3 protein-coding genes are annotated in these 4,677 nt (G+C 73.0%); 2 read left to right on the top strand and 1 reads right to left on the bottom strand.

Translation table 11 applies throughout. The features are described from left to right. Positions 1-124 precede the first annotated feature (124 nt). The gene (locus ACFV61_RS16025; protein ID WP_159398428.1) at positions 125-322 is read right to left on the bottom strand and encodes a hypothetical protein; all 198 of its coding nucleotides are present in this window, start codon (positions 320-322) and stop codon (positions 125-127) included. 378 nt (positions 323-700) lie between these two features. On the opposite strand from ACFV61_RS16025, the gene ACFV61_RS16020 reads away from it, so the two are divergent. Further along, positions 701-1,660: a LysR family transcriptional regulator gene (locus ACFV61_RS16020; RefSeq protein ID WP_063347594.1), complete on the top strand. Its 960-nt coding sequence runs from the start codon at positions 701-703 to the stop codon at positions 1,658-1,660. Positions 1,661-1,897: 237 nt separating this feature from the next. Continuing rightward, complete coding sequence (locus ACFV61_RS16015; RefSeq protein WP_380492167.1) at positions 1,898-4,579, top strand: collagenase; 2,682 nt, start codon at positions 1,898-1,900, stop codon at positions 4,577-4,579. Positions 4,580-4,677 lie beyond the last annotated feature (98 nt).

The following is a 4,677-nucleotide window of genomic DNA, read 5'->3' as shown; positions in this document are numbered from 1 at the left end:
CGCGCGGGGGGTCACGGCCACCCCTTCCCCCCCCCCGGGGGGGCCCGGGGGCCCCGCTACCCGCCCCGGCCCCCCCCCCCCGGCCGGGGCCCCCCCCCCTCCTCGCCGTTCCGGTGCGGGACGGTCAGGGCCGGTTGTGCTCCTCCTCGTCGGCGCTGTGCGGAAGGTCGATCCCGTGCTGGGCGGCGAGCCGGAGCAGTCCGGCGATCCGGCCCTCGTACGCCTGGACGCCGTCGGCGTCCCCTTCGGCCCGGGCCGCTGCGAGGTCCCGGCGGGCCTGGGCGAGCTGCTCGCGCAGCTCCTGGTCGAACATGGCTGTCATTGCCGGCCTCCAGACCGGTCGGTGCCGCTCCGCGGAACGCTCAGGAGAGTTCAGAGTCTCGGAAGGTGAAGAACTCTTCAAGTCTCGCTCGCCCCGGCGGGGCGGCGTCGGGTGGCATCGGGCGGGGTGGCGGGTGCGGGCCGGGCGGTCGCCGGGGTGCGGGTCAGGGAGTGGTCAGGGGGACGCAATGCGCCGGTAAAGGCCGCTGCCGACGCCGCCGTTCGGCTCCCGGAGGGGGCTTGACGAGGTGATTCGCGCGGGGCGAAGGTGAGCGGCCGACATGTCATGTGTGCTGTTGCACAGCCACCGCCGGGGCCGCACCCTCCCGCCCGGAGCGGTCGGCCGGGAGGGTGCGGCCCTTGCGTGAGGGGGAGGGTCATGGAGCTGGAACTGCGGCACCTTCGCGTGCTGTGCGCCATCGCCGACACCGGGAGCGTCGGCAGGGCCGCCGTCCTGCTCGGCGCCTCGCAGCCCGCGACCAGTACGCAACTGCGCCGGATCGAACGCCACCTGGGCGCGCCGCTGTTCGAGCGCACGGCCGTGGGCGTCGCGCCGACCTGCTTCGGCGTCGAGGTGGTGGCCGCCGCGCGCGACCTCCTCACCCGCGCCGACTGCCTCGGCCGCCGCCCGGCGGCCCCCGGCGAGCCGGCCCGCCAGGAGCTGCGCCTGGCCGCGACCATCTCGCCGATCCTGCCCGGACTGGTCACCAGGGCCCGGCACCAGCGGCCCGACCAGCGCTTCACGGTGACCTCCGTCTACCGCTCGTCGGACATCGTCGACCTGCTGGAGCAGGGCGACGCGGAGGCCGCCGTGGCCGTCGACTACCCGGGCCGGGAACTGCGCCACTCGCCGGCCGTCGCGCACCGCGGCATCGTCACCGAGCCCGCCTTCGTCGCACTCCCGGCGGGCCACCGGCTCCGGCACCGCACCGAGATCGCCCTGGTGGACCTGGCCGAGGAGGACTGGTTCCTCACCCCCGACGACGGGGCCGGCTGGCACGGCGTGTTCTACGGCGCCTGCGCCGCGGCGGGCTTCACCCCGGCGACCGTCCACGAGTTCCTCGGCGGCCGGCTGGAGCTGCAGGAGATGATCTCCGCCGGGCTCGGGATCTCCGTCGTCCAGGCGACCACCAGGCCGCTGGCCGAAGTGGTGGTCAAGCCGCTCGCCGGGACGCCGATCTGGGTCCGCCACCTGCTGGCCTGGCGGGCCGCCGGGGTGAGCGGCGAGGTCGTGGAGACGCTGTTCGGCGCGGCGGCCGCGGCCTACCGGGACCTGATCGCCAGTTCGCCGACCTTCCAGGCCTGGGCGGCGCGGACGTACCGGCCGGTCCGGCCGTAGGGAGGCCGGGTCGGGGGGTGGGACGGTCGGGTCCGGCGGTGGGGAGGCCGGGTCGGGCGGTGGTGCGAGGCGGGGGCGGGCGGTCGGTCCCGGTGGGGCGGTGTTATGCCGGACGCGGTAGATGTCATATGACCTGTGACATTGTTCTGGCGGGTCGCCCGATGGCAGGATCACGTCGACTTCCCCCATGCCTCGGCAGTCGTCCAGTCGCCTCCCCCACAGGAGAAGGACCCCGCAGTGCGCCTTCGCATACCCCTCCCCACGCTCATGGCCGGCGTCGTCGCCGGCTGTGCCACCGCCGCCACCCTGCTGCCGGTCCCCGCGCTCGCCGCGTCCGGACCGGCCGCCCAGCCGCCGGCCGGCGCCCGGTCGTCCGCCGCCGCCCCGGCGTCGGCCGACGCCGCGTCGGCCGTCCCGAAGCCGCTGGGGGCCTTCCTCGCGGCCGATCCCTCCGAGGCCGCCGCCCCCGCCGCCAAGCCGCTGCCGCCGGCACTGCTGGGCCAGGTCGTGATGGGCCAGCCGGCCGGCACCGCCGTGCAGACCGCGCCCCGTCCGGCCCAGCCGCACGCGCCCGCGGCCAAGCCGGGCAACTCCGCGGCCCAGCCGGGCAGTTCCGCCCGCGCCGCTGCCGGTTCGGCCGGTGCCGTCGCTGGTACGGCCCGCGCCGCCGCTGGTACGGCCGGTGCCGCCGCGCCGAGTTGCACCCCCGCCGACTTCGGCGGGCGCAGCGGTGCCGACCTGGTCTCCTTCCTCGAAGGCTCGACCACGGACTGCGTGAACACGCTGTTCAACGTCACCGGCACCGACGCGGGCAGGATCTTCAAGGAATCCCAGATGCTCACCGTCGCCAACGCCTACCAGGGCCTGGCGGCGAACTACACCGGGGACAACTCCACCGGCATCCTGCAGCTCGTGCTCTTCCTGCGGGCCGGGTACTACGTCCAGTCCAACAACGCGGACGCGGTCGGCCCCTACGACGCGGCGCTCACCAGTGCCTCCAAGGCCGGGCTCGACGCCTTCTTCGCCGGCCGGCACTGGACCGACGTCACCGACAACAACGGCACCGTGCTCAACGAGGTGCTGGTCCTGACCGACAGCGCCAACGTGCAGGGCAGCTACCTGGGCGTCTACAAGCAGGTGCTGACCAGCTACAACAACTCGTACAACGCCTTCCCGAAGATGCTCAAGGCGGTCAACGCCGTGCTGTCCGCGCCGCTGTGGCGGGGCAACTGGAACAGCGACTTCGTCAGCGCGGTCGGCGCCGACCCGAGCATCGGCACCGTCCTGGGCGACTTCGCGCTCAACCACAAGGACCTGCTCGGCACCGCCAACGCCTACCTCGACGTCAACGCCGGCAACGACCTCGGCCGGATGGCCGGCGACGGCCCCGTCGTCGAGGTCGCGGTCAAGGGGAAGGTCAAGGCGGTGCTCGACGGCGCCCAGATCACCGGCGTCACCGGCCCGTTGTACGTCCACACCGCCTACCAGGCCAACGCCTTCGACCCCGGCCAGTGCTCGTACTACGGCACCTGCGACCTGCCGGCGAAGCTGACCGCGGCGGTGCTGCCGAACCAGCTGGTCTGCGACAACCGCACCATCCTGACCGAGTCGCTGTCGCCCGCCGACCTGGCCGCCGTCTGCACCAGCCTGCGCGGCGAGGACACCTTCTTCCACAACCTGGTGAAGGACAACGGCCCGGTCAACCCGTACGGCAAGAACATGACCCTCGCGGTCTTCGCCAACCAGGCCGACTACCTGAACTACTCCTGGGCGATCTTCGGGAACTCCACCGACAACGGCGGCCAGACCGTCATGGACCCGACCGACCCCAACAACCACGCCGTGTGCGTGATGTACCAGAAGTCGTGGAACGACGGCTTCACCGCCAACGTGTGGAACCTCAACCACGAGTACACGCACTACCTCGACGGCATCTACGACATGAAGGGCAACTTCTCCACCGAGATCTCCGTGCCCGACATCTGGTGGATCGAGGGCGTCGCCGAGTACGAGTCCTACGCCTACCGCGGCACCACCGACACCCAGGCGATGGCCGAGGCCGCCAAGCACACCTACAAGCTCAGCACCGTCTTCCAGAACACGTACGGCAACTCGGACTCGGTGCGCACCTACCCGTGGGGCTACCTCGCCGTCCGGTACATGTTCGAGAAGCACCCGGCCGACGTCTACGCCATGCTCGGCCACTTCCGCACCGGTGACTACCAGGGCGGCTACGCGGTCTACAACGGCATCGGCACCGGCTACGACGCCGACTTCGACGCCTGGCTCGACGGCTGCGCCGCCGGCGCCTGCTACGCGGCCGGCCCGACCGCGCTGTTCGGCCAGGCCGTCAACGGCGCCACCGTCACGCTGACCGACAAGTCCGTCCAGACCGGCCCCGGCCAGATCACCGCCTGGCACTGGACCTTCGGCGACGGGACCTCCTCCGACCAGCGGAACCCGAGCCACGGCTACGCCGCCGCGGGCACGTACACCGTCGCCCTGACCGTCACCGACGCCACCGGCAGGACCGCCAGCACCCCGGCCTCGGTCACCGTCACCACCGGCACCGGCGGCGGCACCACCCTGCCGACCTGCACCGACCCGCGCACCGACGCGCTCGGCCAGAACTGCTCCCGGTCCAACCTCACCGCCACCGCCGGCGGCCTCGACTACCTGTACGTCTACCTGCCGGCCGGCGTCAGCACCCTGAAGATCAGCACCTCCGGCGGCACCGGCACCGCGTACCTGTACTACAACGCGGACACCTGGGCCTCGCCGAACGCCTTCACCGCCTCCTCCACCAACGCCGGCAGCACGCAGAGCATCACCGTCACCAACCCGACGGCCGGCTACCGCTACATCAGCCTCTACGCCAACACCGACTTCAGCGGGGTGACGGTCAGCACCCAGTTCTGATCCGGACCCGCGTTCGCTCCCGGGCGGGGGGGGGGGGGGCGGGGCCCCCCCCCCCCGGGGGGGGGGGGCGGGGGGGGGGGGGGGGGCGCGGGCGTGGT

Origin of the sequence: Kitasatospora sp. NPDC059817 (assembly GCF_042731835.1) — a bacterium.
In the GTDB taxonomy this organism is placed as follows: Bacteria; Actinomycetota; Actinomycetes; order Streptomycetales; family Streptomycetaceae; genus Kitasatospora.
Note: the sequence above shows the minus strand (reverse complement) of the source record. Positions and strands in the feature narration are given on the sequence as shown.